The following is a 26430-nucleotide window of genomic DNA, read 5'->3' on the forward strand; positions in this document are numbered from 1 at the left end:
GGCGTAAAGGAAGAAGATGTTTCTCATTTGCTAAAGATGCCTTTAACGCCGTCTGTACAGAAGGAATCCGCGAGATACTAGTATTACAGATATTGAAAAAGTTATTTAAATCAATGGTTTGATAGTAAATCAAAACATACTACAAATAATTAAAGAAGCTTCATTCGGAGGTTATGGAAATGAGTTTATTAAAAAAAGAAAGAGAAACGTTAGTAGAATATGGTAAAAAATTGATTGATACAGGCTTAACAGTAGGAACGGGGGGAAATATTAGTATTTATAATAGAGATTCCGGTTATATGGCCATAACGCCGAGTGGACTTGAATATCATACTATTACAGAAGATGACATTGTAATAATGGATTTAAATGGACATGTAATCCAAGGGAAATGGAAACCCTCTAGTGAATATCAAATGCATTCACTCGTTTATCAAAATAGAGAAGATGTTAACGCAATGGTGCACACACATGCCATGTACTCTACTACAATTTCTACATTAAATATTGACTTACCAGCAGTAGATTATCTTGTAGCACATTCTGGGGGGAAAAACATTCGCTGTGCAGAATACGCAACATATGGTACAAAAAAACTAGCTGAGAATGCGCTAAACGCTATGGAAGGAAGAAAAGCTGTTTTACTAGCTAATCATGGAATTAATGTTGTAGGAGAAAATATGGAGGAAGCATTTGCAATTACTGAACAGTTAGAATTTTGTGCACGACTTTATTGGCAGGCAAAAGCAATAGGAGAACCAGTCATTTTGTCAGATGACGAAATGGAGATGATGGTAGACAAATTTAAACATTATGGTCAGGCTAAAAAACTGCAATAATATGGTTGAATGGAATGATTCCTATCAAATTTATTACATCTTCTTTTATAATAATACAAGGGGTATATTGTATAAGTATAGATTAAAGAAATCTTTAAGCCAATGAATTGAAAGATGGTAAGTCGATGGAATGAATGCTACCTGAGTAGATGATAAGTTTTCACAAGAATAAGCAATCAAGCGGTAAGTGGCACTTTCACTTACCACTTGTTTTTTTGTAACTATGAAAACAGCTAATGCCCTCAAAGGCATTAGCTGTTTTACTTTGAAAATTTGTAATTAGGTCAAATGTGCAACTAAGCAGTCTTTTTTGCACTATAGGAAAGTATAAAACTTTAGGCTTTATCGTATAAGAAAAACTACAGTTTTTCTAGCTAAGGTTTTAAAGTTAGCTTAGCTTTTGTTTTGAAAATGATATTGGATATGTTCTCAAACAAAACTACATCAAAAGGGCTCAGTAGTATAAATCACTTTTTTTCGGAAAGTCCAAGCACTTTTAAATCAGTGAGAATTTGATCCATACTATCTGCTTGTACGCCATTATATTTTTTAATAGCCGTTCCTTCTGGATTAACTAAGAAAAAGCTCGTTCCATGGTAAACTTGATCCTCACCTTCTGGCGGAGGAGCCACCATGCTCTTAAACGATTTAATGGAAAACTCTTTAATGGTTTGAAAATCATAGCCCGTCAAAAACGTCCAATTATCTAAATCTGCTTTATAGTCTTTGGCATACGATGTTAATACCTCCGGTGTATCGTTTGCAGGATCTACACTAAAGGAAACAAATTGAATGTTTATATCTTCTTCCTTTGCCTTCTGTTGCAATTTTACCAAATTGGATGTCATAGGTATGCAGACGGACGTACAATTTGTAAAAATGAAATCAGCAACCCAATAGTCTCCCTTTAGATCCTCTAAGGATAGCTTTTCATTATCTTGTGTAGTAAAAGTGAAGTCGTTTACTTCTTCCGATATATTAGGTTCGATTTTTTCTTCTGCACCGCCACCACAAGCAGCTAATACAATTACTGTTGCTAGTAGAACAATCCCCAGATATTTTTTCATTTGTAACTTCCTCCCATAGATCTATCATTTTTATTCTATCAGTTTATTTGGTTGACTGCTCGTAAGTTGTATTTATTCCCCTTGCACAACTTAATTACAGTGATTCTTATGATTTTAGTAAATGAAAATTTTGGCAAACATAATCCCGAGCCGACTTATTTTAAGTAACCCATAAAGAGATTTATAACAATTAATAACAAATTAAAACATAGTTTAACGAAATTGTATCAACTAATAAAAATGATATCAATATCAATATGTGAAGGAAAAATGACAACTGCGTGATATTTTATGAATACTTAGTAAAATTTTATCCCGCATGTAAGGTGCCGTAAGACTCCCACTTCAAGAGCCTCGAGTTGATACACAAGGGTCAAGTGGGAGAAAACGGCACCTAAATGCCCGATTCGTTCAAGGGCCTTTAGATCATACCCTTCTAGGTACTAACATTCAGTAGGAGATGGAAGAAAACTCCTACTGAATGAAGTTTCACTTTATTCCGTATCTAAAGTGCAGTATGTCTTTCTCTTCAAGAGCAATAGGGAATAAAAAGAAGAACAAGCAGGAAATAACGGCACTTACTTACCCGATTCGTTTAGGTTAACAGGACAAGAAAAACTTCGACAGCGACACATCGCACGCAGAAAAAGTGTTCTTCTTTTTCAAGGACGGAGTTGCTTCAGCAGCAATACATCGCACGCAGAAAAAGTGTTCTTCTTTTTCAAGGACAAGAAAAACTTCATAAGCAATACATCGCACGGAGAAAAAGCGTTCTTCTTTTTCACGGACAAGAAAAACTTCGAAAGCGACACATTGCGGTTTTTCAAGGACAAGAAAAGCTTCGACAGTAATACATCCTAATTTTAAAAGGGCGTTGTTATCTTAGCCTTGATCTGCTTTTTCGTGTAGAAAAAAGCCTTACTGAATAAAGGTCAGTTTATAAATACACAGTAAAAAGCTAAGGAAAAGATCATTTGTTTATATCTTCCCCTTCGATTATGTGTGATCACAAATACTATAATTTTATACAACGAAACATATCTCGAACATCGAATAAGCTATTGACAATTTTATAAGCTTTTGTTTTCATTTCTTGATCAGGTGAAACTAAATCAGGAACGACAATACATTTAATCCCAGCAGCATATGCCGCTCTTAAGCCATTTGGAGAGTCCTCCAGAACAAGAGCTGTATCAGGCTTCTCTCCAGCTCGGCGACATGCCTCAATAAAAATATCAGGATTTGGTTTACCTCGTTCTACTTCTTCACCACTCATATAAAAATCGAAGCGATCCATTAATTCATTTATTGTCAAGTAATGTTCAATGGTTGTCAGTGAACTAGATGAAGCAACGCATTTTTTGATATGAAGTTCATCTAATATATCAAGTAATTCATGTACTCCTGGCATTATGCCAACACCTTCTGTTTCTACGATATGCTGAAATTCTTTTAGGTAATTTTCCGTAACAAAGCTTATGGAGAAATCATCCCCGTATACACCTTGCAGTATTTTTTCCTCTTCTTGAACTCCTGATCCAATAACTAAACTATATATATCCATAGATAGTTGATAGCCAGCTTGACCCATTGCTTTTTTCAAAGCCTTATAAGCAATGCGCTCCGTATCAAAAAGCAGGCCATCCATATCAAAAATAACTTGACGAATCTCGTTCATTACCTTCTCTCCTCGTTGTATATTTAGAACTTCAATAAACACAGTCCTACACAGCTGTAAAACCACCCTTATTATAACAGTGAAGCTTAATTACAGCTATTAAAATCACCGATCCTTTCATTATGTTATATTTTTACTACACAGAAGGAAAGAAAAAAATAGAATATGACTAGAGAGTATTGTTAAAAACAAATTAGCTGATATGCTATAGATAACTTTTGTATTCATGATCTATTCTAATAGGAGGAATAAAATGAAAAAAATTGCTAAGGAAACATGTATCTTAACGATGTCTCCAAACAATAAACCGGTCGAAACAGCAGCTTCAGGTGAAACAATCTTATTTGAGGCCTATGATTGTTTTAGTAATCAGATGAAGAACGAAAATGATAAATTTAGTTCTGTTGGCTGGGATAAAATTAATCCGGCAACTGGACCTTTGTATGTAGAAGGTGCGCAGCCTGGGGATACGCTTAAGGTAGAGATACTTGATATTAAGATTAGAGATCAAGGCGTTATGACGGTTGTTCCTAAGATGGGAGTACTTGGAGAGAGGATAGCAGCGGAAAAAACAAAAATCATCGCTGTTGAAAATGGCTATGCCAATTTTAATGAAAAATTAAAACTGCCAATTAAACCGATGATTGGTGTTATTGGGACCGCTCCCCGTAATAAAGATGTACCGACCGGAACGCCGAAAGACCATGGTGGTAATATGGATTGTAAGCGGGTATGCAAAGGAGCTACGCTTTATTTACCAGTAAATGTAGATGGGGCACTTTTGGCAATGGGGGACGCACATGCTGTTATGGGAGATGGCGAGGTAGTCATCTGTGGCTTGGAAATACCTGCTGAAATTACTGTTAAAGTTAGTGTTATTAAAGGACAACCTTATCCGCTACCATTTTTAGCTGATCCAGATCATGTAATGACAATTGCTTCTTCCGAGACACTGGATGAAGCGGCAAGGCAAGCAACCAGAAATATGCATACTTTTCTTGTTAACGAATTAAAAATGGATAGCGATGAAGCAGCTATGTTTCTATCAGTAGGGGCAGATTTGAAAATTTGTCAAATTGTTGACCCGCTGATGACATCAAGAATGGAGCTTCCAGTATGGGTATTAGAAAAATATAATTATGCGTTGAAATAAGATGTTATTAGTTGTGAGTAAGATCAAGGTGAATTTATGAGGGGAAGGATCTTCTTTAAGATGAATGGTGATCTTTTACAGTTAATTTATTCACTAGGTTTTATGGAAGGCGATTTAAAAATATCCCCTGGTGAAAAACTCTTTTTTCAAGATCCTTACGTTAACATTGTAATATTTGGACTTCAGTTAGGAGACTGGTAAAAAAACATTCTTCAAGACTATCGTATGAATATGAAGTATCTTTCAATTGATCATGATAAAGAGATTATTAATTTTTTGTTGTATAGAAAACGATATCCGTTTGTACATGAGTGGATGCTTTTTTGAAAAGTATCTTCTTCGTCTAGCTAAAGTGCTTGTGCTGCTAGCAAACTTCGATCTTCTTACTACGGTAAGTTAACATCGAGCCGAATCTAAAGGAAGGCCGACTAAAAGCGGGCTTGTCATAAAGCGTCGATCCCCCTGTTGCAGGGGGCATGTTTTCTTTATCCCGAATGTAAGCAGTATTTCCCTCTTGGGAGAGAATACACCCAAGTCGAGACAGAGCGCCGAAAAGTAGGGAGAGAATGTACCCAAGTCGAGACAGAGCGCCGGAAAGTAGGGAGAGAACGTACCCAAGTCGAGACGGAGCGCCGGAAAGTTGAGAGAGAACGTACCCAAGTCGAGACAGAGCGCAGGAAAGTAGGGAGAGAATGCACCCAAGTCGAGACAGAGCGCCGGAAAGTAGGGAGAGAACGTACCCAAGTCGAGACGGAGCGCCGGAAAGTAGGGAGAGAACGTACCCAAGTCGAGACGGAGCGCCGGAAAGTAGGGAGAGAACGTACCCAAGTCGAGACAGAGCGCCGAAAAGTAGGGAGAGAACGTACCCAAGTCGAGACAGAGCGCCGGAAAGTTGAGAGAGAACGTACCCAAGTCGAGACAGAGCGCTAATATACGGGGAGAATTACGACAACCTCTATCTGATTAAATACATTATACCTTGAGTGGTACAACGATTTAAAACTAGTAAAAATACTAGTTAATAATAATATACGAGGAGAAAAGCACTCCTTGAATGAAGTTTCACTTTATCCCGGATGTAAGGATCCGTATTTTCTCAATTCAAAAATGTGCTAATATGTTGAGAACATGATGAGAAAAACGGGTCCTAAATCCCGATTCGTTTAACTAACATTCAAGGAGAAAAGCACTCCTTGAATGAAGTTTCTCTTCGTCAGAAACCTTGCCGTTTGTACATCGTTATTACCTGAGCGCTTGCGCTTTTGTTCCTGCAATTAAGCTGATCGTATGTAATTGACCATTGTGATTTGCTTCATGAAAAACAGCTACTTTTGCTAGACCGCCAATTGTTTCCTGCCCTAAAAATGGCTTCTCCAATTTTGTAGCAAAGTAATCAGGCTGTAGGTCCATAACCCGTCTTAGTTGGTCTTTGAGTTGATCTTTTAGTTCAGCTAGACTTGGTACTTCCTCTGGCCAATCAGCTGGCTTTGTTCCATTTCCAAATAGGGAAACATAGTTTTCCGGTAGATGAGCTGATTGATTAGGAAAACCGAATAAAAATTGTTCAGCAACGGTTAAAATATGTCCGATTTGCCAGCGAATGGTGTTATTTAATCCTTCTAGCTGTACATCGATAAGAGATTCATCCAGTTTATCCATTTCCATTAATAGCATATTTCGGTTAAATGCGAATTGTTCGACTAACATTTGACTCATGTTCATCCCCCTTAAGATCATTATGAAATTAGTATAACAAACCTTTATATAGAAAACAGCTTAAAAGTGCTTGTTCAAAAAAGAGGATAAAAGGAACAAGGTCGGCTAAGGTCTCAGGCACCCTTGTTGCAACGCTCGACACTAGCATCTTCTATCTAGTCGAAGTTCAAGGCGACGCAGTTTTTGATAGCAGGCTTGTGTACTGACTTCTAGTTTCCTACAGTATGTGGGAGCCTTTTAGTAGAAGATCTTTTATTGATTAGATACATGAGCACTCGGATAGCTTCCTAAAAAACTCATTCCCATGTTTTCCAAGATGCACAGAAACAAACAATAAAGAAAACGTGGCTAGCGACAATAAGAGGTGGACGATAGCCAAGTCGCACTTATATTAGAACTTAAAAATTTTTAACTACGTTGAATGAACTTCACGCTAAAATTTTATACGTTCTAACGTACGAAAAAATTCGATGCGTCGTTCTTACCAGACTTTTTGAATAACTTTCTATAGATGTTTATATTATGAGCGTTTAATAAGTTCACTGTATAAGTAAAGTCTGTTAATAAGTTGCTTTTCTCATAAGCCGGACTTTTTAGTGAGAAATTACGATAATAGTAATGACTTTACATATCACTTATAATCATGTAAAGTATGGGTAAATAATATTCTAAAATATTTAATAATAATTTATTTTCACTAGGGGTGCCATTGGGTATTGGCTGAGATCAACGTATGACGTTGGGACTCTTTGAACCTGATCTGGATGAAGTACCAGCGGAGGAAAGTGACAGTTGACTAATATTTTTATATTAGTCTTTGATTCTATGACTACGTATGTCACTTTTTCCTAATCCGGAAAAAGTGACATTTTTATTTTACTATAGGAAAGTATAAAACTTTATGGTTTATAGTATAAGAAAAACGATAGCTTTCGCCATAAAGACTTGGCGATAAGTCAAGTTTTTCTAATCTTTAAAAGAAAACTAAATTCATGACAAACTCTATTCGAAATAATTTTTGTACCAAAAATATTTATCTCGAACTAAGATGCCGTAAGACTCTCGCTCCAAGAGTTATAGAAAATACGAAAAAGTCTAAGTAGGAGATAACGACACTTAAATGCCCAACTCGTTCCGTCCAACAGGACAGAGAAGCTACGACAGCAATGCATCGCACGCAAAAAAAGCGTTTTTCTTTTTCAAGGACAAGGAAAGCTTCTAATTAGTCATCGTACGCAGAAAAAGCATTTTTCTTTTTCAAGGACAAGGAAAGCTTCTTGATAAACATCGCGATTTTTCAAAGAAAAGCTCTATAAAATAAAGATTCGCTTTATAGACAAGATTGGTTTTCAGAATTACATATATTGAAGCGTATATCTAAACGAAATGAGGTGTAGTATGAAACTAATTGTAGTTACTGATGGAAAAATGGCTGAAGCGGAGTTAATAAAAACGGTACAAGCTATTGCTCCTTATGTCGATTTTATTATTTTAAGAGAAAAACAGAAATCGCCGCGAGCGTACTTAACATTTGTGAAGCGTTTATTGGCTGCTGGAGTAACTAAAGACCGTCTTTGTATCCATGAACATGCTGTAATTTGTGCCATAACAGGTGTAAACAGGCTTCATTTACCAGAAAACAGTTTGCCTGTAAATAAAATTAAACAACTGTTTCCATCATTAACGATAGGTGTGTCTGTTCATACTTTACCAAAAGCAGTGGAGGCAGGGCAAAATGGTGCAGATTATGTCATGTATGGGCATGTTTATGCTACTGCTAGTAAAAAAGGAATGGAGCCTAGAGGAATAAAGCAATTAGAAAAAATTATTTCCTCTGTTTATCTTCCGGTTATAGCAATTGGTGGCATTAATGTAACAAAAATTGAAGAGCTCGCACAAGTGAATGCTGATGGAATAGCTATTATGTCAGCTGTTTTTTCTCAAGATAATCCACTGGAAGCTGTGAAGAGACTAAGAGAGGGGGTTAGAAAAAGTGAAAAATCATCATGAAGTACTTATTGTTGGTGGAGGGGTGATTGGGCACAGTATTTCCTATTATTTGAATAAGAGTGGCGTATCTGCAACGGTTATGGAAAAGGGAGAAAGTGGTCACCAAGCAACTCGTGCTGCTGCAGGTATGCTTGGTGTTCATACAGAAAATAAACGTTCTGGGGAGTTTTATGGTTTTTATAAGGAAAGCAGAGATTTATATAAAAGCTTAAGGCAGGAATTGTATGAGCTTACTTCCATCGATATACAGCTTGTCTCTTTTGGTATGCTTGAAGTAGCTTTGAATGAAAATGAAGCTCAGAAGCTTTGGGAAAACAAGCAACCTTTTCTGAATTAGAATGGCTTAAACGATCGGAATTAAAAGAGAAATTTCTGTCGTTACTGTCTAAAGCAGAAGGAGCATTGTATATGAAAGAGGATGGGCATGTAGAACCTACACGAGTGTGTGAAGCGTTCAAACAAGCACCCTCCAATTAGGAGGAGGGGTTCTAGAAAACTGTCATGTAGTAACGATCCAAAAAGCAAGGGCAACATTCATCTTAACAACAAATAAAGATGCGTTTACGGCTGACCAAGTAGTTATTGCAACAGGTGCAGATAGTGAACGTTAGTTTACAACTTTTGATCTGCCAAATCCAATGGTACCAATGAAAGGAGAATGTTTTTCAATCAAACGGAAAAAAAGGGAGATAAAAGCAACGTTATTCTTTGATGATTTTTATCCCGCATGTAAGGTGCCGTAAGACTCCCACTTTGAGAGCCTCGAGTTGATACAAAAAGGGCCTAAGTGGGAGAAAACGGCACCTAAATGCCCGATTCGTTCAACTAACATTCCGTGTAAAAAGCGTTCTACGGAATGAAGTTTCACTTTATCTTGTACCAAAATTGGATGGCCGTTATATTATTGGAGCAACTTTCTGTTCCGAATGATTAAACTAGCGATGCTTCCGTAGGTGGAGGATTTGAGCTGATGCAATGTTTGTTTTCAGTATTTTCTAATTTACAGCGGGAAGCGCTTCAATCTGTTTGGTCAGGTATTCGACCGGGAACGAAAGACGGTCTGCCGATTATCGGAGAGCATCCGAATTACTCAGGGTTATTTTATGCAAGGGGACATTACCGAAATGGTGTATTACTAGCTCCGGCAACAGGAAAATTGGTAAAGGAGTTAATGATTGGTAAGCGTGCTTCCATTCCAGTTTTGGGGTTAATATTACCAGAAAGAATTGTTTATCAAGAAGCGCTATAAAAATAAGGCACTGATTATAGAGAGTGCACTAATAAAGGGGAGGAACTTTCCATGAATATCCGCGTAAATGGTCAAACATTACATTTTTCCAAAGAAAAGATGACCATTATTGATTTGCTTTCCAGCTATCAATTGCAAGAAAAAATAGCAGTAGTTGAACGAAACAAAGAGATTATTTCAAAAGAAGCGTATCGACGGACAGAACTTAAAGATGGAGATATGATTGAAATCGTTCATTTTGTTGGAGGGGGTTAAGTTATGTTAAAAATAGGGGATAAAACATTTCGATCCAGGTTATTGCTAGGTACTGGAAAATATCCAAACTTTCAAGTACAAAAAGAGGCTGTTGCAGTTTCAGATACAGAAATACTAACTTTTGCAGTACGAAGAATGAACATTTTTGATCCAAATGAGCCGAACTTGTTAGAAGAACTTGATTTACAAAAGTATACATTGTTGCCAAATACCGCTGGAGCAAAAACAGCCGAGGAAGCAGTTCGTATCGCTCATTTAGCGAAAGCCTCCGGATTATGTGACATGATTAAAGTAGAAATTATTGGTTGTGAGAAGACATTGTTGCCTGATCCTTTTGAAACGTTAAAAGCATCGAAGCAGCTTGTAAATGAAGGATTTACTGTGCTGACATATACGTCAGATGATGTAGTGCTGGCGAAACGTCTAGAAGAAGCAGGGGTTCATGCGGTAATGCCGGCGGCTTCACCAATTGGCTCTGGTCAAGGAGTTGTAAACCCGCTTTATTTACAATTTATTATCGAGCAGGCAGAGATCCCGGTTATTGTCGATGCAGGTATTGGTGCTCCAAGTGATGCTGCCTACGCTATGGAGTTTGGGGCGGACGGTATCCTATTAAATACAGCGGTCTCTGGTGCAAAGGATCCTGCGAAAATGGCTGAAGCGATGAAGTTAGCGGTGGAATCAGGTCGACTTGGCTATGAAGCAGGACGCATAGCAAAAAAGACATATGCAACAAAAAGCAGTCCGGAAGCGGCGATGATGGAATGATTTCAGAACGATATTCTCGTCAACAATTATTTGTACCAATTGGGATGGAAGGTCAAAATCAGCTGATAAAAAAGCATGTTCTAATTGTAGGTGCCGGGGCATTAGGAAGTGCAAATGGAGAGATGTTAGCAAGGGCTGGGATTGGAAAAATGACGATCATTGATCGGGATTATATTGAATGGAGTAATCTGAGCAGACAACAGCTTTATACAGAAGAAGATGCCAGACTTTCTCGAACAAAAGCAAAAGCAGCGGAATTAAGATTAAGAGCAATTAATTCAATGATTTCGATTGAAGGAATTGCTGACGAATTTGAACCAGAAAAAGCGGAGAGATTACTAGAACAGGTAGATTTTGTAATAGACGGGACAGATAATTTCAACACAAGGTTTATCATCAATGATGCTTGCGCAAAAACAAGCGTTCCTTGGGTATACGGCGGGTGTTTAACAAGCTATGGTATTGTTTTACCAATTGTACCTGGAAAAACGCCTTGCCTAAATTGTCTTGTTGATAAACTTCCACAAGAAGGGAGAACCTGTGATACAGTAGGAATTATAGCACCAGCCGTTCAAATTACGGCGAGCTATCAAACAGCGGAATGCTTGAAATATCTAACTGGTCATAAAATGTCACAAGAAATGCTTAATTTTGATGTGTGGGAACGGACATATGCATCAATTAATGTAAGTAAGTTAATAAATCCTAATTGTCCGTCTTGTTCCGAACAAGCCACCTACCCTTATTTAAATAAGCAACAAGGAATGCAAACGACTGTCTTATGTGGAAGAGATACTGTGCAGGTACGACCAAATCAAGTGAAAAGTATGTCTATTTCTGCATTAACGAAGCAATTAAAGCCGCTTGTAGATTCCATTAGAGATAATGGAGAGCTGCTTATGTTTACGATTGAAAATACTCGTTTTGTTGTTTTTAAAGATGGCCGTACGTTGATTCATGGGGTAAACGATGTCCAGAAAGCTAGGAAATTGTATCAACGGTATATTGGAGCATAAATAGAAAAGTCCTGAAGCAATGACATGTGCTTTAGGGCTTTTTATATTTAAGAAATATAATCATTTGTTGTTGTAAAAATAAAGATCTTTAAATTTAACACCAACTAAATTACTTCTTAAACGTAGCATTCAAACATATCGCAATTCTTACTTCAAAAGTTAAGAATACATTATAAGTCTAAAATGGGATAACGGTACCTAACATCAGGGTCGAGTCGACAGGACAAGGAAAACGACTTGAATAGACATCGCACGCAGAAAAAGCGTTTTTCTTTTTCAAGGACAAGAAAAGACAACGACAGCGATACATTGCACGACGAAAAATTGTCCTTTCTTTTTAGGAACAATATGATTTTAACCTTCGTTTTCTACTTCATAACAATGAAGAATGAAGGAAAAACTCTTTAGTTAATACTATAGAAAAGTATAAAACTTTATGGTTTATAGTATAAGAAAAACGATAGCTTTCGCTAAAGACTTGGCGACAAACCAAGTTTTTCTAATAAATTTTTAGTATAATAAGAGATAAAATCTACGACAGAAGAATGGGGGAGGACGATTGACAACTGTAATTAAAATAAAAAATGTTTTATGGAAAAGAGATGGAGAGGTTTTGTTAAATAATATAAATTGGCAAGTAAATAAGGGAGAGCATTGGGCAATACTCGGATTGAATGGTTCTGGAAAAACAACGTTACTAAATATGGTAAATGGTTATATTTGGCCGACTACTGGCAAAATCACTGTCTTAGGAAATATGTTCGGAAAAACGGATTTACGTAATCTGCGAAAGAGAATAGGTTGGGTAAGCTCATCATTACAAGAGAAAATAAAAGGAACGAATACGGCCGAAGCTATCATCCTTAGCGGTAAACATGCTTCTATTGGTTTATATGAGCAACCGGAGAAAACAGATGTTGAGTTTGCTTACCAATTAATGAAAAAACTAGGTATTGAATATTTGCAAAACCGACCTTACCAAACCGTTTCACAAGGAGAAAAACAGAGAATTTTAGTAGCACGTGGGCTGATGGCAAAACCAGATTTATTAATTTTAGATGAACCGACAAACGGACTCGATTTCCTAGCACGTGAAGAACTCCTAAGTTTCATTAATCAATTAGCTAAACAGCATGATGCACCAACAATTATATTTGTAACGCATCATATTGAGGAAGTTCTACCAGTGTTTTCACATGTACTTCTGCTTCGAGATGGGACAATCTTTCAAAAAGGGCTCACCAATGAGATTACTTCTAGTGCAGTTTTATCTGAATTCTATCAAATACCTGTTGAAGTTACTAAAAAGAGCGAACGAACATGGATTTCTTTAAGGAGACAATAAGTAAAGTGAGTAAAATAATCAAAACCTTTTTTTCTTTTCCAAAACAAGAGGCAAAACTCTTTTAACATGAATAAACCGCATGAAATCTAATTTAAAAATCTGATTTCATGCGGCTTTATTGGTATACTATAGGTAGGTATAAAACTTTATGGTTTATAGTATAAGAAAAACTATAGCGTTCGCCATAAAACTTGGCGACAAGCCAAGTTTTTCTAATGTTTTAACTTTGGCAATTAATTTTCAAATCATATCCACCTCTTTATACCCAGCCAAAACCTCTTACGATTTGAGCAATTGTAAAAGTTACTATAACAGCGATTGCTGTCGGAAGAGCAAAGGAAACAAATGTCCATTTTGCGCTTTTTGTTTCTTTCCAAATATTTAGCATCGTTGTTCCACAAGGATAATGTAGAAGCGAGAACAGCATCATGTTTAGTGCAGTTAACCACGTCCAGCCATGGTCAAGAAAGATTTGTTTTAAATCACTTAAGTTATCTACTTCAATCATAGATCCTGTGGCGAGGTATCCCATTAACAGAATTGGTAGGACAATTTCATTTGCTGGAAGCCCTAAAATAAAGGCTGTTAAAATAAAACCGTCTAACCCTATCGCATGAGCGAAAGGATCTAAAAAGCCGGCAAAATGCTCCAGTACACTTTGATCACCAACAAAGATATTTGCCAAAATCCATGTGATGATCGAGGCTGGTGCGGCAACAATAACAGCTCTTTTTAAAACAAACCATGATTTATCTAATGTAGCCCGAACAATCGTGTTCCATATTTTCGGTTTTCTATAAGGTGGTAATTCCAGTGTGTAATGAGATGGCACACCTCGCAATAGCGTTTTAGACAATGACCAAGAAACAAAAATAGTCATTACAATACCGAACAATACAATCCCAACAACAACAGCTGCTGATACGAAGGTACTCATCCCTCCTGAAAAGCCGGCAGCCATAAATAACCCAGCAAGTAAAATTAATAATGGCCAACGACCATTACAAGGCACAAAATTATTCGTTAAAATAGCTATCATACGTTCCCTTGGCGACTCTATGATTCTCGATGACATGACCGCAGCTGCATTACAGCCAAATCCCATCGCCATGGTTAGGGATTGCTTTCCATGAGCCCCTGATTTTTTAAATACTCGGTCCAAATTAAAAGCAACTCTTGGTAAGTAACCAAAGTTCTCAAGTAATGCGAACATTGGGAAGAAAATTGCCATCGGAGGTAACATGACACTCACAACCCATGATGTTCCTCGATAAAATCCTTCAACTAAAACTCCGTATAGCCAGTCAGGAGCGTGTACCAATTGAAAAAAAGCAGTAAGCCAACCTTCAACAACGGAAAAGGTTTTGGTGATGACAATTCCTGGATAGTTTGCTCCTACAATCGTTAAATAAATGACAACACCGAGTAACATAAGCATAATTGGGAAACCGTATATGCGTGATGTTAGGATTTTATCCAAGTTTTCATCAAGCCAAGATACTTTTTTCTTCGTATATTGAACCGATTTATTCGTAAGAGTTTGTGAAGTTTGATAGATTCTAGAAACGATATGATCTCTCATTTCATGGGAAGTATTGTCACCATATTGTTTAAAAAGCTGGTCAAGTTGATGTTCTGCATTATGCGCCATGACAGCACCCTCCCTTCATTGGCTCATGTTTTAAACTTGTAAACTCTGGATTACTAATATATGCTTTTAAAGCTTCCAGTAATTTAGTATCTCCATCTAACAAACGTAATGCTACCCACCTTGAGGGTAAAGCATCTCCAACAATTTGCTTAATCTGTGGTTCTAATTCTTTAATTTGTTTTTCAACCATAGAATTATATTTAATTTTATATGGATTCGTATGAATTTTTCCTTCAATCATCTGATCAATGGTTTTCAACAGTTGAATAATACCTATTTTTTCTCGTGCTGATATCAATATAACGGGGATACCGAGCTGTCTCGATAACTCTTCTTTATCTATCGTTATACCTTTATTCCTTGCTTCATCAATAAGGTTCACACATAGGATTGCTTGATCTGTCATTTCTAATACTTGCAATGCTAAATTCAAATTTCTTGCTAACGATGTAGCATCGACAACGACTACTGTAATATCCGGCTGTTCAAAAATAATGTAGTCTCTGGCAACCTCTTCATCGGCTGAGTTTGAATAGAGTGAATAAGTTCCAGGCAAATCAATTACTTTATATATATGCTTATCTGTTTTTAACTCGCCTTCTGCAAGCATAACGGTTTTACCAGGCCAGTTTCCGGTATGCTGCCTTAAGCCTGTCAGTAAATTAAAAAGTGTACTTTTCCCTGTATTAGGATTTCCCGCTAAAGCAATTGTATGACTCATTTTATATCACCTCTTTCAGTACTTTTTTTCCATAAATTAATGAACTTTCTTCTTTTCTTAAGGCAATCGTCGTATTGAATACTTTAAATGCGATAGGATCTCCTAAGGGACTTTTTTGCATCACTTCAATAACTGCACCTGGTACGAACCCTAAATCAAGCAGCCTCCTTCGCATAATATCTTTTACTTGTATAGAAGTTATTTCTAGTTTGTCTCCAATTTGAAATTGATAAATTGGCTTATCTTCAATCATTTCTGACATCTCCTTTGGTCTATAGGCAAACAGTTGGTCTAAGGCAACATTCATATATAGAATTATATTTTATCCCGCATGTAAGGTGCCGTAAGACCCCCACTTCAAGACCTGAATTGATACAAAAGGTTTTAAGTGGGAGAAAACGGCACCTAAATGCCCGATTCGTTCAAGGGCCTTTAGGTCATACCCTTGCGGTACTAACATTCCGTGTAAAAAGCATTCCACGGAATAAAGTTTCACTTTATGTAACGTATGAAAGGTTGGGTAAAACGTTCAATTGTTTCCTTTCTAAATATATTATGATTATAACTCAAAAAGTTTGCCTGGAGCAACTAAAATACAAGTAAAATTAATGGCAGTTTTTTACGAGATATCGAAATCAATTAACTCATTGGAGTCGGTTTAAGCTGTTTTTTTTCCTTATACAGAATGGCAATCCCATTACTTATTACAGAAATATCAATTGAATACTATATTATTATAAAAATAGAATAAGCTACTCTATGTATGGAGGCTACAATGTGAAAAAATTAAAATAGGTGTATATTGTTTTCCTTGACCGATTTCCTTATTTATTACAGATGGTTTTAAACGTATCAGTTATTTTTCTTGCCATTATTCTTTCATTTCTTCTCCTAAAAGAATTAGTGGCATTTGCTAGTATTTTGTTGGCAAAAGGAACGGCAGATTATCAACTGTTTTTAGCAAATATTTTAATCTTCTTTTTGTATTTTCAATTTGTAGCAATGATTATAAAGTATTTTAAAGAAAACTATCATTTTCCTCTCCGTTATTTTTTGTATATTGGAATAACGGCAATGATACGATTGATCATTTTGTTATGAATAGGGTTAAATAATAATTGGAGGTGGTTATAAATTTAGATTAGTTTAAAAAATTTTTAAAATGCAAATAAATTTCTGTGGATAATTATTTTTTAATACTATAAAACGTAGTATCAAAGAAGCATGTATTACTGATTGAAAAAACGAGTAAGTAAATAAAACCACTCATGTTCAAGACTACAGTATTTAAATATATAGAATATATAAAATTATTCACGTCGCATTATATTAAAACAATTGTTGTGTGAAAACAGCATTTCCAGTTCTCGTTTATGACTGAAGAATTGTCGTAAAGAACCCCCTAAACTAAAGTGCCAGTCACCTTGTGAGTTTCAAGGGAATTTGAAGCGACTGGCTGACTGAAGGGGCAGGGGGAAGGTTCAAGGCAAAAAGGAAACGGCTTTTTCTGAGTAATAAATGGTATGTTGCTCAATTCATGACATGTGTCTCTCTTTTATCTCGCATGTAAGGTGCCGTAAGCCTCCCACTTCAAGAGCCTGAGTTGGTACAAAAGGATCTAAGTGGTAGAAAACGACCTAAATGCCTGATTCGTTCAAAGGCATTTAGGTCATACCCTTCTAGGTACTCATTCAGTAGGAGATGGAAGAAAACTCCTACTGAAAGAAGTTTCACTTTATCTGGTTATTGGTTTATATATTATTTAATTTACCAACTAAAATAATAAGGGTAAGAGAAAGAACGATAGAAATTGAACTGTAAAATAATACCTTTTCTCTATTATGTGTGTTTAATAACTTTCTAAAAAACGATTCAATCATTAAAATTAAAACAAAAGTAATGGGATAACCCATAATAAATGTTAAAGATCTAGTCATTGTAGGATTTGTGTTAAGATTATTAAAAATAAATAATATGAGAACAGAAAGAATTAATAAAGCAAATGTTCCTATTAATAATGTGAAGAACGGTTTTTTCCAAATTCCATCCTCTAAAAAAGACGGAAACTTACTAATTATAATAGTTAATATAATATATATTGTCATTGATATAATTAAAGTTGCGGTAATAAATAACAAATTGTTATAAATCTGGTTATTGATCTCAATTTTATTAGATAAAAAAATAAAGGTTATTTGTAAACATATTAAAATGATCAACCAAACTAATTTTTTTTGAAATTTCTTATGCAAGTTTATCTCCCCTTTTTATTTAATGGTATTGTACCCAAATTAAGCATATAACCTTTTTGGGTACATACCTTACTATACTATATTATTTTGAATTATCTATAATAATTTAAAAATTAAATCGGCAAAATATTTCCATTTATATAATATGAATTCAAGGAGAATGAAAGGGGTTTCTTATACATTCATAAGGGGAGTGATTTTTTTGTTTAAAAAAGGTTCGTCTTAGTTTTGTGTTTTTCTTTTATCTTTTTGTTTTCTCAGTTGGATGTTACTACTGTAGATGCTGCTGCTAAAAATGTTAAGAAAGAAGATTTACAAAAGACTGCTGATTTCGAACCTGATTTTGAGAGTGAATTTAAGAAGTTTGATTCATACTTAAGAGATGGAATTGAACTCAAGAAGAAAGAAAAGAATGGTGAAAATGTTGTTACACCACAATTTAATAAAGTTCGATACAGGTTTTTACAATTGTTAAATTAGCAAAAGGGCAATCTAATTTAAAAACAAATGGAAAAAAGATTATGGCCAGTGGTTCAACTAAGGGATTAAAATTAACTACAGTTACTTCAGCGACAAATTCCATTAAGAATATGACTACAAACAAAATCGCAAAAGGAAAGAAAAAAATAGCTATAGGAAAACGTACAGCTAAATCAAGTTCAAGTTTAAAAGCCACAAAAAAACGAAACGGAAACAATTCTTTAACAATACACACTGCTACTAATCAAGGGGTATTATATAAAAGGACTACTTCGACTTTTTCAATCTATTAAAATTTTAACATTGGATTTTGAAATAGTATATATTATTTTAGTTAACTAATATATTTATGAAATTCCTTTTTCCAATTAATTAAAAGGAGAGTTTATGAAACAATTATTAATTATAATGTCATTTTCTTTTTTTCTAGTAAGTTGTAGTATAAAAGATTTAGAAGAAAATGAAAGTGTTGTTATAGATAAAGAACAAAAAAATATATTTCAGGTGACGGAAGAGTTTGCTTATTTAGAGGCTTCATCTGAGGTAGTAGATAATTCAAGTGATTTTGATTTTGCTGTTGTATTTGAACCTGATGAAAAACAAGAAGAAGAATATAACGGAATGCAAGATGATTTCACTTATATTAAGTTAGATGAAGAAGATGAGTATGTAAAAGGTACAGTAATTGTAGAAAATAAAACAAAAGAAGCTGTTAAGTTGGAAAATATATTTTTTCAAGGGAATGATAAACAGGATATTTTCTTGGAAGGTAAAATTTATAATGAGGTTCACACAATTACTCCTCCAAATAAAACTACTAAATTAAAGGTTGAAATTCCTTTTAATATAGAAAAGGATAAGGAAATTAGTTTCTTTCCAAAAAAAGAAGATGAGTTAAACACTAATTTATTAAGGTTTTTTGTAACAAATGAAGCAGAAGGATATAATAAAAAGCATGTAAAAACCGAGACCTTTAATATTAAAGAGGAAGATTATGAGAAGTATGATTTATTACCTACTATTGATATTTTAAATAATGATGAAAACCTAATAGATATTGATAGTGGTGACAATGATTTTAGTAAAATTAGGATCAATAAGACTTTATATGATATTAATTTAGACATAGTAATTTTAAATTCAAAAGGAGAAAAAATCTTAATGAAAATGATATTTTTGTTAAGGAGAAACATGAAAAAATAATTTCATTACCTAAGAATGTTGTAGCTGAAATTAAAAAAGATGAAAGTTATTTAATCTATTTTAATAATAGATCAGAAGAAATTTTATATGATTTTATAGCTGCGGATGAGAAAATCAAACCATATCCTACAAGTTATCAATCTATTATTGAATTAAATAATAAACCGTCTAAAAATAAGTGATTATTTTTGGGGTAAATAAATGAATGCTATTTACTCGAGTACTAAGATCTCTAGTGCTCATTTTTTGTTTCCTTTTGAAAAAAGAAAGGTCTTTCCTATAGTGGAAAAAAGGATTGGTACAAAAGCCAATCCTTTTTAATTAGTCTTATCTTTATCGTGGTGTTTTAAAGCCAACCTTGTGGAATAGTACACAACGATACCAATAACAAGTAGGTTAATAATCCATCCGAAGAGTCCAAACCCTGCGAAAAAAGGTCCATATCCGCCCATCATGCGTGCCTCACCCCTTTTTTATTCGTTAGGTCTATCAAATTCCTTTTGGGGACCTCTGTTAAATTGACCGTTTCCATGACAGAAATTAAACATTGCTTCATAATCTTCATTAGAGAAATTTGGATGCATTTTTTCCATATAAGGTCTTATCTCATTAAAGAATTGGTTATTCTCATTTGTGTCGGCAAACGTGTAAGTTGCTGCACCTCCAATGATTACTGCACCTGCTAGGATACCAATTATCATTTTTTTCATTTTCTCCAACTCCTTTCTTTTGATCATCTTTATCATATCGAATTGCTTTGAGGAACCTATGAAGAACTTATGTAGAAGTTGTGAAGATGTATTTTTCCACTTCATCGCATGGTATCATGAATAATAGTTAAGAATATATAAAAAAACACGCATCTAAAAATATGTTTAGTAAGTAATGTTTCTTCCATTTAAGGCTATTAAAAAGCCGGTTAAATAAACCGCTTTGCCTTATTGTTAATATCTTCTGAAGTACAACTGGTTATGCATATAAAAATTTTATTCCGCATCTAAAGTACCGTAAGGACTCCTGCTTCATGGGAGATAAAGGCATCTAAATGCTTAATTTATTCGGGACAACAGGACAGATAAGCTACGGCAGCAATACATCGCACGCAGAAAAAGCGTTCTTCTTTTTCAAGGACAAGAAAAGCTACGTCAGCGACACATCGCACGCAGAAAAAGCGTTCTTCTTTTTCAAGGACAAGGAAAGCTACGTCAGCGACGCATCGCACGCAGAAAAAGCGTATTTCTTTTTCAAGGACAAGGAAAGCTACGTCAGCGACGCATCGCACGCAGAAAAAGCGTATTTCTTTTTCAAGGACAAGGAAAGCTACGTAAGCGACACATCGCACGCAGAAAAAGCGTATTTCTTTTTCAAGGACAAGGAAAGCTACGTAAGCGACGCATCGCACGCAGAAAAAGTGTTCTTCTTTTTCAAGGACAAGAAGAGCTTTGGATGAAGGAAAAACACCACTGAATGAATTTCACTTTTATAAAAAGGTACGTAGACATTTTAAACGGTTTCTGCTTTTAGATTTTATAGTAATTCATTGAAGGGGAGAGGGTAACGGTGACAAAAGTATTGATTGTTGACGACGAAGAAGTTATTCGTGAAGTGTTAGCAGCTTATTTTGAAAAAGAGGGCTGGAACATTATATTTGCAACAAATGGATTAGAAGCTTTAAAACAAATAAAGGAAGAAAATCCCAATATTATTATTCTTGATTTAATGTTGCCGGATATTTCAGGAGAAGAGGTTTGCAGATTAACAAGAAAAGATAACGATGTTCCAATCATTATGCTTACAGCTAAATCTGCAGAGGATGATATCATAAATGGAATCGTCATCGGAGCAGATGATTATGTAACCAAACCATTTAGTCCAAGAGAAGTAGTTGTCCGTGCTAAAGGATTGTTGCGACGAGTGAAGAAATCAATAAGTAATCGTAGGCTCAGCTTTAATAATCAACAATTAGTTATCGATCATTTAAAAAAAGAAGTTCGTTTTAATGATCAACTCATTTCACTAACTCCGAATGAATATAAAATATTAGTAACCATGGCAAGTTATCCGGGCAGAGTGTATAGCCGAGGTGATTTATTAGTTAAGATTCAAGAGGATGAAAACTATTTTGAAGGTTATGAGCGAAGTATTGATACGCATATTAAAAATTTGCGAAAAAAGGTGGAAACAGATTCTCGACAACCCGTGTTTATTTTGACTGTATTTGGAATGGGATATAAGTTTGGAGGAAAGCCGGATGAGGCTAACACTTCGTACTAAGATCTTTATCTATTTATTAATTGTTTCCCTAAGTGGGGTGTTTTTAACAAGCCTTTCCATATTTTTTGGTGTTGAAAATCAATTTTCTAGCTATTTAGAGGAAAGCAGAAAAGAAAGGATATCTTTAATAGAAGAAGAAATTACTAAAACATATCAACAAACGAGAAGATTATTGAGTGACCAAGCAAGTAGTATGCTGCATAATCAAGCAATGACAGAAAACCTATATTATAAAATCGTTGATAAAAATGGAAATGTCATTGCAGATACAACAATGATGCAACGGATGATGCACCGAATGCATGGTTATTCCCAATCAGAAGCCGTCGATTTCGAATCAAGTTCACATACGATAAAATTAGGAAATGAAATAATTGGTGAACTGGAAGTCGTTTATCCCGTAGAATTGGTTGGTGAGGATTTTACATTTTTGAAATCAATCAAACAAAATATTCTCATTGCTGTTATTGTTATTTTACTCTTGTCCATTTTATTTAGTTTTTTATTTTCCAGACGGTTAACTGCTGGCTTTATACGTTTAACTAAAGCCATTCAGGAGTTAAAACGACATAAACGGGTAAATGTCCCTGTAAAGGATTTAACTATTGAAATGCAACAGCTTGGAGAGTCATTTAATGAGTTAGCTACATCACTTGCTAAGGAAGAAAAATTAAGAAAACAATTTACAGCTGATTTTGCACATGAACTAAGAACGCCGTTAGCAACATTACGCAGTCAACTGGAAGCTTATCAGGATGGGATTTGGGAGCCTACTCCGGAACGGCTTGAAAAAAGTCATCATGAATTAATGCGCTTAGTTCGCTTAGTTAATGAATTGGAAAAGCTGATTGCAGTGGAAAATCCACAAAAAAAATTAAACTTTACTACATTGGAAGCTGGAAAACTAATAAGCTTATTAGCGGATCAATTTAGTCCACTATTTCAGGAGAAAAACGTGACTTTAGAAGTAATCTCTCCTCAAGAGTCGAAATATTTTAAAGGGGATCATGATCGGGTTATCCAAATCTTAACAAATCTTGTTAATAATGCATTGCAATATACACCTGCTGGTAAAAAGGTATCTATTTTTGTAGAAGATTGCCATGGTTATGTCTGCTTTGTTATGAAAGATGAAGGCATTGGAATAAAAGAAGAAGATCTGCCCTTTTTATTTGAAAGATTCTATCGTGGTGATAAATCAAGAGCGACGAAAACAGGTGGAATTGGAATTGGATTGTCGATTGTAAAGGCGTTGGTAGACGCACATCAGGGAACCATTCATTTTGAAAGTGAGGTTGGGCATGGTACAACTGTTACAGTTTGTTTTTTAAAAAATGGAACAAATTAAGTTAGCTAGCTGACCAAGTAGTATATGCACGAACTGCAATTTTGCCAAGAACCAATCTTCAACAACAAGAATTGGTATAAAATTGTTATACTAGGCAAAGGGAAGTTTAACCAGTTTTTAGCAATCTATTTTCTTGTACTATAGGAAAGTATAAAATTTTATGGTTTATAGTATAAGAAAAACTACAGCTTTCGCTAAAGACTTGGCGACAAGCCAAGTTTTTCTAAGAAGTAAGTCTTTTTAGGATAAGTGTTTTATCAACAGGAGTAGATACAGGGTCAATTGCCGGTATAAGCCTGATTGTATCAATTTAAGTAATCAAATAGAGGGATAATCTTCCCATTGACGACAACTTCACTTTGTAAATGAAGTGTGAGACAATTTATTTTTCTGTACGTATTTATCTAACAAATAAAAACGTTAAAGTAGGGAGTTAAAGTAAATGAATCGAAAAATTGAGTATATATTAGGAATTGTTGGTTTTTCAATGGATGCATTAGTGGCCATTATGGGTGGAGTTTTTCTACTTATACTTCATAGTGGGGTAGATTTTCTAAAAGACGCTATTGACCCAACGGAATATGGGGCGCTTTCTGATTTTTTCCCCGTATTTATTAATTTATTGTGGATTCCTATTCTTGGGTGTGTCATCAGCTTTATTTTAGGATTAATTGCAGTAGTAAATATAAAAAAGAATCCAAAAGTTGCTGGAGGTTTTTTAATAGCAGCTGCGATAATTAGTAGTTGGTTGTTGTTCTCTGGGTTTTTCTTCCAATCCGCTTTATATTTAATTGCCGGTATTATGTGCTTTGTACGAAAACCAGAAGATAGTGCTATGCAATAAAGTGAAACTTCATTCAGTAGGAGTTTTCTTCCATTTCCTACTGAATGTTAGTACCTAGAAGGGTATGACCTAAAGGCCCTTGAAAGAATCGGGCATTTAGGTGCCGTTTTCTCCCACTTAGACCCTTTTGTACCAACTCAAGCTCTTGAAGTGGGAGTCTTACGGCACCTTACATACGGGATAAACTAAAAATCGAGAGAATAGAGTAGATTATCCCTTCTTAAATGTAGCTGCCAGAGGATTGAAAATAAAAAGGGTTACTTACAAAAACACCCTAGAAGTATCTTACTCTAACTTCTGGGGAAATGAGGGTTACTGTTATCTTGGATAGGCATAGATAACGTAGCGATCTGGTGCATCACCGATATAGGAAAATGGATAGCATGTAGATACGGTTAATACTTCATCCTTTCGATCAGGATCAACGACTGTTGTATCATCTGCAGATATAATTTTATGATCCTGAATGGTATAAACAAATGTACCATGTTTCATTTTTACATGGAACTCATCTCCATCTTCTAACTGATCAAATTTTCTAAAAACTGTATCTCGATGACCGGATAGTAAGATTTGTTTATTTTCTCCTGGAAAACCTGTACCGGTGTAATGTCCAACTCCCTGAGCCAATTCTTCTTCATCCACACCTTCTACGATTGGGACTTCACGATCAAGTTTTGGAATATATAAAATGCCAATCGTATCTCCTGTTTTCAATTGGTCATAATTAAATTTTTTGACATTTTCTACTTCTTTAACAACAGTGTTCGAAACAAATGATTTAGCTTCATCCATCCGTTCACTTTCCATTGCTTTAAAGTTATATAATTGAAATCCGCCATAGCCAAGAATCGCTATTCCACAAATAATTAACACGATTGAAAATGCCCGAAGCATACGATTCACCTCAGCCTATTTATTTATCATTTTTATTCTTACTTTCCACAATATAATAAAGTGAAACTTCATTCAGTAGGAGTTTTCTTCCATCTCCTACTGAATGTTAGTACCACAAGGGTATGACCTAAAGGCCCTTGAACGAATCGGGTATTTAGGTGCCGTTTTCTCTCACTTAGACCCTTTTATACCAACTCAGGCTCTTGAAGTGGGAGTCTTACGGCACCTTACATACGGGATAAAAAAATACTTAACAGGATGTTCAAAAAGCCCTATCTTGTACTGTAGGAAAGTATAAAACTTTATGGTTTATAGTATAAGAAAAACTACAGCTTTCGCCATAAAGACTTGGCGATAAGCCTAGTTTTTCTAATTTTTGAACACGCAATTATATGTTTTCGGCTAGTGATGACATAAAAAATATGTAGCTTCTAAGTAGTTGTAATTAAACCATGTTTACGGATCTAGAATAATTGACTCTTCTCCATTTGTTTAACGACTTTTGTAAGCATTTCCTCCGGTTGAACTAAACCAATACGTACATAGCCTTCTCCTGACTTTCCAAAAGCGTTGCCTGGTATCACGACAACTCCAGCATCGTCTATGAGTCGATACGTAAATTCTGTAGATGTAAATGGTTCCGGTACCTTTGCCCAAATAAACATGGACGCCTTTGGGGGATCGACTTTCCATCCTAATTCACTAAAACCTTGAATTAAAATATCCCTGCGCTTTTTATAGACGGATCTTAATGTTTGACAAAAATCTGCACCATGTTTTAATGCGGAGATAGCGGTTTTTTGAATAGGAAGAAATACTCCAAAGTCAATATTTGATTTTAACCGTTTCAATCCATCTATAATTTCAGCATTGCCTACAATATAACCAATTCTACAACCAGCCATGTTAAAGCTTTTGGAAAAGGAATTAAACTCTACGCCAACTTCTTTTGCTCCATCGATTGATAAGAAGCTAATTGGTTTTTCTTCATAATAGAGTTCAGAATAAGCAAAATCATGAAGAACGCAAATTTCGTATTTTTTGGCAAACTTAACTACCTCTTCAAAAAACTCTTTTGTAGCAATAGCAGGTACAGGGTTGCCTGGAAAATTCAATATCATCATCTTGGCTTTTTTTCTAATTTCGCCAGGGATGGCTTCTAAGTCAGGCAAGAAATTATTTTCTTCCTTTAGTGGCATGGAATATGGCGTTGCATTAGCTAAAGAAACCCCAGTTTGATAGGCAGTATACCCAGGGTCAGGTAAAAGAATAATATCACCCGGGTTAGTAAGAACCATTGGTAAATGCACAAGTCCATCTTGTGAGCCCATTACCATTAAGGTTTCTGTTTCTGTATGAATAGGTGCTGCATATTGTTCGGTATAGTAAGCTGCAATCATTTCGTGTAATTCATCAATACCGGTTAATGTATAGCCATATTGTGCAGGATCTTGAACATTTTTTGTCATTTCGTCTATTACGAACTGGGCAGGGGGTAAGTCTGGACTTCCCACACTTAAATCAATCATTTCCAACCCTTCTTGCATTTTTTTCTTTTTGTAAGCAGATAGCTCATTGAAAATGGAAGTTTGAAAATAAGCCATTTTATTAGCTAGCCTTATACTCATATATAATCACCTCATAGTTGACTATCCAAAAATGGA

Annotated in this window: 29 protein-coding genes, 1 pseudogene and 1 riboswitch; of the genes and pseudogenes, 20 read left to right on the forward strand and 10 right to left on the reverse strand. The window is 35.3% G+C overall.

The window, feature by feature from the left end:
- The first annotated feature begins 179 nt into the window (after nucleotides 1-179).
- The gene (locus KQI21_RS08565; RefSeq protein ID WP_253291367.1) at nucleotides 180-839 is read left to right on the forward strand and encodes an L-fuculose-phosphate aldolase; all 660 of its coding nucleotides are present in this window, start codon (nucleotides 180-182) and stop codon (nucleotides 837-839) included.
- Between the two features lie 467 nt (nucleotides 840-1306).
- On the opposite strand, the gene KQI21_RS08570 is transcribed toward KQI21_RS08565, so the two are convergent.
- Nucleotides 1307-1906, reverse strand: a complete 600-nt coding sequence (locus KQI21_RS08570) for an SCO family protein (protein ID WP_216483784.1) — start codon at nucleotides 1904-1906, stop codon at nucleotides 1307-1309.
- A 674-nt stretch (nucleotides 1907-2580) separates the two neighbouring features.
- On the opposite strand from KQI21_RS08570, the gene KQI21_RS08575 reads away from it, so the two are divergent.
- Nucleotides 2581-2757 carry a hypothetical protein gene (locus tag KQI21_RS08575; RefSeq protein WP_216483785.1) on the forward strand — a complete coding sequence of 59 codons (177 nt, stop codon included), beginning with the start codon at nucleotides 2581-2583 and terminating at the stop codon, nucleotides 2755-2757.
- Between the two features lie 164 nt (nucleotides 2758-2921).
- Here the strand turns inward: KQI21_RS08575 and KQI21_RS08580 are convergent, their stop codons facing one another.
- Nucleotides 2922-3584, reverse strand: coding sequence for an HAD family hydrolase (locus tag KQI21_RS08580; RefSeq protein ID WP_216483786.1), 663 nt, complete (start codon nucleotides 3582-3584; stop codon nucleotides 2922-2924).
- Between the two features lie 253 nt (nucleotides 3585-3837).
- On the opposite strand from KQI21_RS08580, the gene KQI21_RS08585 reads away from it, so the two are divergent.
- From KQI21_RS08585 to KQI21_RS08595, 3 genes are all read left to right on the forward strand, one after another.
- Nucleotides 3838-4737 (forward strand): acetamidase/formamidase family protein, encoded by a 900-nt coding sequence (locus KQI21_RS08585; protein WP_216483787.1) that lies wholly within the window; start codon nucleotides 3838-3840, stop codon nucleotides 4735-4737.
- Between the two features lie 60 nt (nucleotides 4738-4797).
- The gene (locus tag KQI21_RS08590) at nucleotides 4798-4938 is read left to right on the forward strand and encodes a hypothetical protein (protein WP_216483788.1); all 141 of its coding nucleotides are present in this window, start codon (nucleotides 4798-4800) and stop codon (nucleotides 4936-4938) included.
- Nucleotides 4939-5202: 264 nt separating this feature from the next.
- Entirely contained in the window at nucleotides 5203-5667 is a 465-nt protein-coding gene (locus KQI21_RS08595; protein WP_216483789.1) for a hypothetical protein, read from the forward strand.
- Nucleotides 5668-5979: 312 nt separating this feature from the next.
- Here the strand turns inward: KQI21_RS08595 and KQI21_RS08600 are convergent, their stop codons facing one another.
- Nucleotides 5980-6453, reverse strand: coding sequence for a DinB family protein (locus KQI21_RS08600; RefSeq protein ID WP_216483790.1), 474 nt, complete (start codon nucleotides 6451-6453; stop codon nucleotides 5980-5982).
- 689 nt (nucleotides 6454-7142) lie between these two features.
- Nucleotides 7143-7254: riboswitch (TPP riboswitch) on the forward strand.
- 597 nt (nucleotides 7255-7851) lie between these two features.
- On the opposite strand from KQI21_RS08600, the gene KQI21_RS08605 reads away from it, so the two are divergent.
- The 7 genes from KQI21_RS08605 to KQI21_RS08635 all read left to right on the forward strand — a co-directional run bounded on the left by KQI21_RS08605 (nucleotide 7852) and on the right by KQI21_RS08635 (nucleotide 13096).
- Nucleotides 7852-8463 carry a thiamine phosphate synthase gene (locus KQI21_RS08605; protein WP_216483791.1) on the forward strand — a complete coding sequence of 204 codons (612 nt, stop codon included), beginning with the start codon at nucleotides 7852-7854 and terminating at the stop codon, nucleotides 8461-8463.
- Nucleotides 8447-8800 (forward strand): NAD(P)/FAD-dependent oxidoreductase, encoded by a 354-nt coding sequence (locus KQI21_RS08610; protein ID WP_216483792.1) that lies wholly within the window; start codon nucleotides 8447-8449, stop codon nucleotides 8798-8800. The genes KQI21_RS08605 and KQI21_RS08610 overlap by 17 nt, the downstream gene beginning before the upstream one ends.
- Before the next feature lie 633 nt (nucleotides 8801-9433).
- A complete protein-coding gene (locus tag KQI21_RS08615; protein WP_216483793.1) occupies nucleotides 9434-9712 on the forward strand; it encodes an NAD(P)/FAD-dependent oxidoreductase in 279 nt (92 codons plus the stop codon).
- A 51-nt stretch (nucleotides 9713-9763) separates the two neighbouring features.
- Nucleotides 9764-9967: a sulfur carrier protein ThiS gene (thiS, locus tag KQI21_RS08620; RefSeq protein WP_216483794.1), complete on the forward strand. Its 204-nt coding sequence runs from the start codon at nucleotides 9764-9766 to the stop codon at nucleotides 9965-9967.
- Nucleotides 9968-9970: 3 nt separating this feature from the next.
- Nucleotides 9971-10735 (forward strand): thiazole synthase, encoded by a 765-nt coding sequence (locus KQI21_RS08625; RefSeq protein WP_216483795.1) that lies wholly within the window; start codon nucleotides 9971-9973, stop codon nucleotides 10733-10735.
- Entirely contained in the window at nucleotides 10735-11751 is a 1017-nt protein-coding gene (locus KQI21_RS08630) for a ThiF family adenylyltransferase (protein WP_216484283.1), read from the forward strand. Before KQI21_RS08625 ends, KQI21_RS08630 begins: the two co-directional genes overlap by 1 nt.
- A gap of 559 nt (nucleotides 11752-12310) precedes the next feature.
- On the forward strand, nucleotides 12311-13096 hold the full coding sequence (locus tag KQI21_RS08635; RefSeq protein WP_216483796.1) for an ABC transporter ATP-binding protein: 786 nt from the start codon (nucleotides 12311-12313) through the stop codon (nucleotides 13094-13096).
- Between the two features lie 259 nt (nucleotides 13097-13355).
- On the opposite strand, the gene KQI21_RS08640 is transcribed toward KQI21_RS08635, so the two are convergent.
- Genes KQI21_RS08640 through KQI21_RS08650 form a run of 3 tightly spaced genes read right to left on the reverse strand, consistent with a single transcriptional unit; the run spans nucleotide 13356 to nucleotide 15721 of the window.
- A complete protein-coding gene (locus tag KQI21_RS08640) occupies nucleotides 13356-14747 on the reverse strand; it encodes a nucleoside recognition domain-containing protein (protein WP_216483797.1) in 1392 nt (463 codons plus the stop codon).
- The gene (locus tag KQI21_RS08645; RefSeq protein ID WP_216483798.1) at nucleotides 14737-15468 is read right to left on the reverse strand and encodes a FeoB small GTPase domain-containing protein; all 732 of its coding nucleotides are present in this window, start codon (nucleotides 15466-15468) and stop codon (nucleotides 14737-14739) included. The genes KQI21_RS08640 and KQI21_RS08645 overlap by 11 nt, the downstream gene beginning before the upstream one ends.
- Nucleotide 15469: 1 nt before the next feature.
- Nucleotides 15470-15721 carry a FeoA family protein gene (locus KQI21_RS08650; RefSeq protein WP_216483799.1) on the reverse strand — a complete coding sequence of 84 codons (252 nt, stop codon included), beginning with the start codon at nucleotides 15719-15721 and terminating at the stop codon, nucleotides 15470-15472.
- Between the two features lie 584 nt (nucleotides 15722-16305).
- On the opposite strand from KQI21_RS08650, the pseudogene KQI21_RS08655 reads away from it, so the two are divergent.
- Nucleotides 16306-16563: pseudogene (locus KQI21_RS08655) on the forward strand (phosphate-starvation-inducible PsiE family protein); the annotation flags it as partial.
- Nucleotides 16564-17219: 656 nt separating this feature from the next.
- Here KQI21_RS08655 and KQI21_RS08660 read toward each other — a convergent pair.
- Nucleotides 17220-17720 carry a hypothetical protein gene (locus KQI21_RS08660; RefSeq protein WP_216483800.1) on the reverse strand — a complete coding sequence of 167 codons (501 nt, stop codon included), beginning with the start codon at nucleotides 17718-17720 and terminating at the stop codon, nucleotides 17220-17222.
- Between the two features lie 261 nt (nucleotides 17721-17981).
- On the opposite strand from KQI21_RS08660, the gene KQI21_RS08665 reads away from it, so the two are divergent.
- The 3 genes from KQI21_RS08665 (at nucleotide 17982) to KQI21_RS08675 (ending at nucleotide 19403) form a co-directional block, all read left to right on the forward strand.
- A complete protein-coding gene (locus KQI21_RS08665) occupies nucleotides 17982-18200 on the forward strand; it encodes a hypothetical protein (RefSeq protein WP_216483801.1) in 219 nt (72 codons plus the stop codon).
- Between the two features lie 41 nt (nucleotides 18201-18241).
- Complete coding sequence (locus tag KQI21_RS08670) at nucleotides 18242-18493, forward strand: hypothetical protein (protein ID WP_216483802.1); 252 nt, start codon at nucleotides 18242-18244, stop codon at nucleotides 18491-18493.
- A gap of 94 nt (nucleotides 18494-18587) precedes the next feature.
- On the forward strand, nucleotides 18588-19403 hold the full coding sequence (locus tag KQI21_RS08675) for a hypothetical protein (RefSeq protein WP_216483803.1): 816 nt from the start codon (nucleotides 18588-18590) through the stop codon (nucleotides 19401-19403).
- Between the two features lie 473 nt (nucleotides 19404-19876).
- Here the strand turns inward: KQI21_RS08675 and KQI21_RS08680 are convergent, their stop codons facing one another.
- Complete coding sequence (locus KQI21_RS08680) at nucleotides 19877-20113, reverse strand: hypothetical protein (RefSeq protein WP_216483804.1); 237 nt, start codon at nucleotides 20111-20113, stop codon at nucleotides 19877-19879.
- 335 nt (nucleotides 20114-20448) lie between these two features.
- On the opposite strand from KQI21_RS08680, the gene KQI21_RS08685 reads away from it, so the two are divergent.
- The 4 genes from KQI21_RS08685 (at nucleotide 20449) to KQI21_RS08700 (ending at nucleotide 23869) form a co-directional block, all read left to right on the forward strand.
- Nucleotides 20449-20853, forward strand: coding sequence for a hypothetical protein (locus KQI21_RS08685; RefSeq protein WP_216483805.1), 405 nt, complete (start codon nucleotides 20449-20451; stop codon nucleotides 20851-20853).
- Between the two features lie 110 nt (nucleotides 20854-20963).
- Nucleotides 20964-21677, forward strand: a complete 714-nt coding sequence (locus KQI21_RS08690; protein WP_216483806.1) for a response regulator transcription factor — start codon at nucleotides 20964-20966, stop codon at nucleotides 21675-21677.
- Complete coding sequence (locus tag KQI21_RS08695; RefSeq protein ID WP_216483807.1) at nucleotides 21655-23025, forward strand: sensor histidine kinase; 1371 nt, start codon at nucleotides 21655-21657, stop codon at nucleotides 23023-23025. Before KQI21_RS08690 ends, KQI21_RS08695 begins: the two co-directional genes overlap by 23 nt.
- Nucleotides 23026-23467: 442 nt before the next feature.
- Nucleotides 23468-23869 carry a DUF4064 domain-containing protein gene (locus KQI21_RS08700; protein WP_216483808.1) on the forward strand — a complete coding sequence of 134 codons (402 nt, stop codon included), beginning with the start codon at nucleotides 23468-23470 and terminating at the stop codon, nucleotides 23867-23869.
- Nucleotides 23870-24187: 318 nt separating this feature from the next.
- Here the strand turns inward: KQI21_RS08700 and srtD are convergent, their stop codons facing one another.
- Nucleotides 24188-24766: a class D sortase, LPxTATN-specific gene (srtD, locus tag KQI21_RS08705; protein WP_216483809.1), complete on the reverse strand. Its 579-nt coding sequence runs from the start codon at nucleotides 24764-24766 to the stop codon at nucleotides 24188-24190.
- A 464-nt stretch (nucleotides 24767-25230) separates the two neighbouring features.
- Nucleotides 25231-26394, reverse strand: coding sequence for an LL-diaminopimelate aminotransferase (locus KQI21_RS08710; protein WP_216483810.1), 1164 nt, complete (start codon nucleotides 26392-26394; stop codon nucleotides 25231-25233).
- Nucleotides 26395-26430: the final 36 nt, after the last annotated feature.

The sequence above is a fragment of the Virgibacillus proomii genome (assembly GCF_018916875.1).
Lineage (GTDB): Bacteria > Bacillota > Bacilli > Bacillales > Amphibacillaceae > Virgibacillus > Virgibacillus proomii_B.